The following is a 5,737-nucleotide window of genomic DNA, read 5'->3' on the forward strand; positions in this document are numbered from 1 at the left end:
GAGCGATGTCCACCCCGTGATCGGCGAAGACCTCCACCGCGGCCAGCAGGATCGCTTCCCGCTTGCGGCGAGCGTCCGCGCGCATCGGTCGTGCCTCGCTCACCCTGCCTCCTCGCAGTCCGGTGCCCAACCCCGGAATGCTATGCCAGGTTCGGCACCGGTTCCGGCAGTACTACGGGACGCGCGGCCAGGTGTTGCTCCGGACGACCCTCGATGTGCAACTCGGGAAGCCGCCTACCGAGCCAATCCGGCATCCACCAGTTGGCCCGGCCGAGGATGTGCATGACGGCCGGCACCAGGAGCAACCGGACCACTGCCACATCCAGGAAGATCGCGGTCGCCATCCCGACGCCGATGACCTTCAGCATCACGTCCGGGCTCGGCACGAAGGCCACGAAGACCGCGATCATGATGGCCGCGGCGGCGGTGATCACCCGGGCCGTTCCCGCCAGGCCCTCGCTCACCGACCGGACGTTGTCGCCAGTACGGGTCCACGCCTCGCGCATCCGGCTGACCAGGAAGACCTCGTAGTCCATCGACAGCCCGAAGAGCACCGCGAACATCAGTACCGGAACGAACGGAGGCAGCGGCGTCTGCGTATCGATGCCGACCAGCCGGCCGACCCAGCCGCCTTCGAGCACCATCGCGACGACCCCGTACGACGCGCCGACCGAGAGCAGATTCATCACCGCGGCCTTGCCTGCCACCGCGACACTGCGGAACCCGACGAGCAGCAACAGCATCGACAACGCGACCACCCCGCCGATCAGGAACGGGATCCGGCCGGCCAGGTCCGCCGTACTGTCGATCGAGGTCGCGACGACTCCCCCGACCCGGACGGTCGCGCCGGTGTCGTCCACCGCGGCGGGAATCGTGGTGTCCCGCAGGAGGTGGACCAGGTCCTCGGTCTTCGGGTCCTGCGGCCCGGTCGTCGGGATGATGGTGAGTACTGCGGTGTCGCTGGCCTGGTTGAGCTGTGGCGGCGAGACCTGGGCGACGCCAGGCGTCGTACTGATGGCGGTTCGCAAAGTAGTCAGCACAGTGTCGTTGCCCGCGCCGGGCAGCTGGACAGCCAGGAGCAACGGCCCGTTGGCCCCTTCGCCGAAGCTGCTCGCGATCTGGTCGTAGGCCTGCCGGGTGGTCGTCTCGGTCCGGTTGTTGCCCGCGTCCGGGAAGCCGAACTGCACATTGAGGAAAGGAAGGGCGAGGGCGACGAGCGCGGCCACGCCGGCCAGCACCGCGATGAACCGATGCCGCTGGACGATTCGGCTCCAGCCCAGCCAGAAACGACTCGGGCGCACATGGCCGTCGATCGTGACCAGCGACGCCGGGCTGCGGCGGCCAAGCGGCAGCCGCAGGCGTTCGACATGACGACCGAAGTAGCCGAGCAGTGCCGGGAACAGCGTCATGCTGGCACCGACCACGACCAGTACGCCGAGGATCGTGACCAGCGCGGCGCCGCGCATGTACGAGATCCCCATCGCGAACAGGCCGAGCAGGCTGATGATCACAGTGCTGCCGGCAACCACCACGGAACGGCCGGCGGTGTCGAGGGTGGCGACGGTGGCGGCTTCGGGGTCGAGCCCGGCCGCGCGCCATTCACGGAACCGCGTCACCATCAGCAGGACGTAGTCGATACCGATGCCGATCCCGATCATCGTGGCCAGCGAGGTCGACCACTCAGGCGCGTCGACGAACCGGATCAGCAGGCCGGTCAGGGATGCGCTGACCGCGAGCCCGGCGATCGCGACGGCGATCGGCAACCCTGCCGCGACCACTGAGCCGAAGGTCAGCAGCAGGACGAGCGCGGCAGCGGCCAGGCCGATGCCCTCGGACCCGATCGCACCCTGCTCGGCCAGGGCGATCGACTGCCCACCGAGAGCCACGTCGAGGTCCGCAGACTTGTGTTCCTTGGCGATGTCGATCAGCCGGGTGCTGTCCTCGACCGGCATCTGGCCGGGATTGGGCACGTCGAGCTGCAGGTGCGCGACAGCGGTCTGCCCGTCAGCCGAAAGTCCGCCCGGCGCAGCGAACGGGTCATCGACACCGATCACATGCGGAACCGTTCGGAGTTCGCCGAGCAGTCTGGAGATGTCGCCACGGACGCTCGCGGCACCGGCGTCTGCATGGGCCACCACGGTGACCGTGTCGCCGGACTGCGCCGGGAAGCGATCCACCAGTAACTGCTGAGCCGCCTGCGAGTCGGATCCCGGCGCGGAGTAGTCGACGGAGAAGTCACCGCTGAACGCGGCCGAGAGCCCGAACGTCAGCAGCAGGGCCGCGATCCACCCCAGGACGACGGGGCCGCGGCGGCGGAAGGCGAAGCGGGCGAGCCGGCCCAGGAGGCCGATCTGCGGATTGGGTACGTGATCGGTGTGTGCCATGGCTACTCAAGCGCTCCTCGGCGGGCTAACATCGACTAAGTGGAAGATTCCTCCGAACTATATGGAGGAATCTTCCACTTAGCAAGAGCGCTGAAGGAGCGAACAGCGAAGCGGCCGGTCCCCGTGAGGGACCGGCCGCTTGCGCTTCTCGTGGTTATCCGGCCTGGTAGAAGGCGCCTTTGAGGTAGTCGTGCACGGCATCCTCAGACACCCGGAAGGATCGACCCACCCGCACCGCGGGCAGCTCACCGGAGTGCACCAAGCGGTACACCGTCATCTTGGACACGCGCATGGCCGTGGCGACCTCAGCCACGGTCAGGAACTTCACCTCGGCGAGCGGCTGCTCACCACCGGACTTCTTTGATGCCATTGCGCACCGCACTTCCAGCACGAGTCGTGCGCCGGCTTCCCCTCCGGCACCTCCGCCCGTGCATGAACCGAGCGTAGTGGCTGTTGGTGCGAATGGGAAAGGGGGTGTCTGGTGTGACTAGTAGGAGGGGTCCAGACCGAGCAACGGGAAGCTCGCGTCGCGCGTCGCTTTGATCGATCGGTCGAGCCAGGTGTCGGGGTTGTAGCCGGTCGACCAGTCCACGTACGACGCGTCGCGGCCGTCCGTCATCCGCAGCGGCGCGACCCGGGCGTACTTCATCCGGACCTCCTCGCGCCACGATTCCGGCACCGGTGTCAACGGGTCGATCGGCTGGCCGGCCACGATCGCGAGCAGGTGCGTCCAGGCACGCGGGACCACGTCGATGATCGCGTAGCCGCCACCTCCGGTCGCCACCCACTTGCCGCCACAGACCTCGTGGGCCAGGTCATGCAGCGCCAGGTACGCCGCGCGCTGGCCGTCGACGGTCTTCGTCAGATGAGCCAGCGGATCCTCGACATGGGAGTCGCACCCGTGCTGCGTCACCAGTACCGCCGGCCGAAACGCCTTCACAACGTCCGGCACGATCGCGTGGAACGCCCGCAACCAGCCGGCATCGCCAGTCCCGGGCGGCAGCGGCACGTTCACAGCCGAGCCCTCCGCCCCGGGCCCACCGGTCTCGCCCGCGGTCCCGGTCCCCGGGAACAAGGTGGTCGGCGACTCGTGCAGACTCACCGTCAGCACCCGAGGATCGTCATAGAACACAGCCTGTACGCCGTCGCCGTGGTGCACATCCACGTCCACATAGGCGACTCGTTCGGCACCATGATCGAGCAACCACTGGATCGCCACGGCCGGGTCGTTGTAGACGCAGAACCCACTGGCCATCGCGGGCATCGCGTGGTGCAACCCGCCCGCGATGTTCGCCGCGTGGAGGACATCGCCTTCCCAGACAGCTCGGGCTGCCTCGACGGAAGCACCCACCACATGCGCCGACGCCTCGTGCATATGCGGGAAGGTGTAGGTGTCACCGGTACCGAGACCGGGGGCCAGATCAGGAACGTCCGGATTCTCGCCCGCGCGTCTCACCGCCGCGATGTATTCGGCTGTGTGCACGGTGCCGAGCAGGGCGTCGTCGGCCACCGGCGCGGGCACCACCTTCAGCAGGTCGAGTACGCCGAGGGCCTGGGCCAGCCGCACGGTCAGATCCACCCGGATCGGACTCATCGGATGCCCATGACCGAAGTCGTACGCCGTCAGACCCTCGTCGAAGACCAGCATCGCCTCACCGCTCATGCCGAAGACCATAGCCCGCGCACGCCGTACTCGTCCCCGCCCTGTTCACCGATCCTGCCGCACCGGGTTCTCCTTCCCGAACCGCGTGTTGAGCCGGTAGGCGCCACCCGACGCATGGAAAACGACCATCACCAAGGCGCCGAGAGCCACGGCCACGAAGGCGGTCCAGGGATGCGCGCCGGCGTCGGACCAGGCGGCGAGCAGGCCGGCGATCACCAACCCGCCCCAGGCCGCGACCGCGTTGCGGACCGGGGAGTTGCCGGTGAGGTTCGGGTACTCCTGGGCGGTGATCCCGCGGATCAGATGCGGTAGCGCGTTCAGTCCCATCAGCCCGGCCAGGAAGCCCAGCACGATCGTCCGCATGACGCCCTCATTTCAGTCTACGTATGTTGACTGAAATGTAGCCCCCTCCTGTTGCTTCGGTCAACACGCGTAGGCTGAAGCTCATGACCACCTCACGGGCCGAGGCCCGGCGACTGACCGAGCAGCGCATCCTCGACGCGGCCCGCCGGTTGTTCGGCGAGCAGGGGTACGACCGGACCACGATCCGCGCGATCGCCGCGGCCGCGAACAGCGACGCCGGTCTGGTGATGCGGTACTTCGGCTCCAAGGAGAAACTGTTCGCCCAGGTTGCGACGATCCCGGCCGACGGCCCGATCACCGGCAGCCCGGCGGAGATCGCGAAACTCCTGACGGCCGGCCTGACCGACAAACTGGCCGACGAACCAACGGCAGCACTCGCCGCCCTGCGGTCGATCTTCACCCACCCCGAGGCAGGCGTCGAGGTCCGTGCCGCGATGACCCGGCAACAGCAGCAGGTCGCGGCTCAACTCCCCGGCGACGACGCCGTACTGCGAGCCGCCCTGATCGGCGCAATCACCCTCGGAACGGTGATCGGCCGTCACCTGATCCACCTCGAAGGCTTGGCAACGGCAACCCCAGAAGACATCACCGCCGCAATCGAACCGCTCCTCAGCCACCTCATCCAAGGAACTCCGACGACCACTCCTTGATCGGCCCGACACACCGCCAGCGGCTATAGCGCCTGAGCCATCAGCGTCAACGGTCGGCTGTCGTCGCCGAACGTCTCGACCCGCCCGGTCGGCACGAACCCGGCCCGCCGGTAGAACGCGGCCGCCCGCGGCGCAGCGCCGTACACCCACAGCAAGAGAGTCCCGTACCCCTGCGCCCGCGACCAATCGAGCAACGCAGTAGTCAACGCATCCGCCACACCCTGGCCCCGCGATTCCGGCTCTACCCACATCGCGAGCATCAAGGCGGCGTCGTCCATCTGCTCGTCCTCACCAGCCGGCGCCCCGACGATCATCCCGACCCCGCGCCCATCCAGTTCGGCCAGCAACGTCACCCGCTCCGCACTCCGCAACCGCTCGCGCCACCCGTCCTCATCCAGCCGGTGCGCTTCCTCATACGTGCTGTAGAACGACCCCGGCGACTCGAGCAACGCCCGCAACCGCACCTCCCGCAACGTCTTCCAGTCGTCCTCACCCAGCACCCGAACCCTCAAACCCATACCCCCATCCTGCCGTTCCCCCCACACCACCGTCACCCAGGTTTGCAGGCCCGGCGCCATCCCCGACTGCCCAGTACGCCGGTACGCCGAGCGCGGGTGGTCCGCGGGTTCAGAGGTGTGGGTGGTTCGCGGGTTCATAGGTGTGGGTGGTTCGCGGGT

At 68.0% G+C, this 5,737-nt stretch carries 6 protein-coding genes; 1 reads left to right on the plus strand and 5 read right to left on the minus strand.

Annotated elements, in window-relative coordinates:
• Positions 1–140: 140 nt before the first annotated feature.
• The 4 genes from VFG33_RS34625 to VFG33_RS34640 all read right to left on the minus strand — a co-directional run bounded on the left by VFG33_RS34625 (position 141) and on the right by VFG33_RS34640 (position 4,410).
• Positions 141–2,384: an MMPL family transporter gene (locus VFG33_RS34625; protein ID WP_325057236.1), complete on the minus strand. Its 2,244-nt coding sequence runs from the start codon at positions 2,382–2,384 to the stop codon at positions 141–143.
• Positions 2,385–2,538: 154 nt separating this feature from the next.
• The gene (locus VFG33_RS34630; protein ID WP_325057237.1) at positions 2,539–2,754 is read right to left on the minus strand and encodes a helix-turn-helix domain-containing protein; all 216 of its coding nucleotides are present in this window, start codon (positions 2,752–2,754) and stop codon (positions 2,539–2,541) included.
• A 117-nt stretch (positions 2,755–2,871) separates the two neighbouring features.
• Positions 2,872–4,047, minus strand: a complete 1,176-nt coding sequence (locus VFG33_RS34635; protein ID WP_325057238.1) for an acetoin utilization protein AcuC — start codon at positions 4,045–4,047, stop codon at positions 2,872–2,874.
• Positions 4,048–4,092: 45 nt separating this feature from the next.
• Positions 4,093–4,410 (minus strand): hypothetical protein, encoded by a 318-nt coding sequence (locus VFG33_RS34640; RefSeq protein ID WP_325057239.1) that lies wholly within the window; start codon positions 4,408–4,410, stop codon positions 4,093–4,095.
• Between the two features lie 83 nt (positions 4,411–4,493).
• On the opposite strand from VFG33_RS34640, the gene VFG33_RS34645 reads away from it, so the two are divergent.
• Positions 4,494–5,060 carry a TetR/AcrR family transcriptional regulator gene (locus VFG33_RS34645; RefSeq protein ID WP_325057240.1) on the plus strand — a complete coding sequence of 189 codons (567 nt, stop codon included), beginning with the start codon at positions 4,494–4,496 and terminating at the stop codon, positions 5,058–5,060.
• A gap of 23 nt (positions 5,061–5,083) precedes the next feature.
• Here VFG33_RS34645 and VFG33_RS34650 read toward each other — a convergent pair whose 3' ends face one another.
• Positions 5,084–5,578: a GNAT family N-acetyltransferase gene (locus VFG33_RS34650; RefSeq protein ID WP_325057241.1), complete on the minus strand. Its 495-nt coding sequence runs from the start codon at positions 5,576–5,578 to the stop codon at positions 5,084–5,086.
• Between the last annotated feature and the right edge of the window lie 159 nt (positions 5,579–5,737).

Origin of the sequence: Kribbella sp., assembly GCF_035687465.1 — a bacterium.
Taxonomy (GTDB): Bacteria; Actinomycetota; Actinomycetes; order Propionibacteriales; family Kribbellaceae; genus Kribbella.

What these genes read in the sequence shown, in the direction of transcription:
- VFG33_RS34625 (WP_325057236.1), bottom strand. Translation starts at nt 2,384, where the DNA reads ATGGCACACACCGATCACGTACCCAATCCGCAGATCGGCCTCCTGGGC.
- VFG33_RS34630 (WP_325057237.1), bottom strand. Translation starts at nt 2,754, where the DNA reads ATGGCATCAAAGAAGTCCGGTGGTGAGCAGCCGCTCGCCGAGGTGAAG.
- VFG33_RS34635 (WP_325057238.1), bottom strand. Translation starts at nt 4,047, where the DNA reads ATGAGCGGTGAGGCGATGCTGGTCTTCGACGAGGGTCTGACGGCGTAC.
- VFG33_RS34640 (WP_325057239.1), bottom strand. Translation starts at nt 4,410, where the DNA reads ATGCGGACGATCGTGCTGGGCTTCCTGGCCGGGCTGATGGGACTGAAC.
- VFG33_RS34645 (WP_325057240.1), top strand. Translation starts at nt 4,494, where the DNA reads ATGACCACCTCACGGGCCGAGGCCCGGCGACTGACCGAGCAGCGCATC.
- VFG33_RS34650 (WP_325057241.1), bottom strand. Translation starts at nt 5,578, where the DNA reads ATGGGTTTGAGGGTTCGGGTGCTGGGTGAGGACGACTGGAAGACGTTG.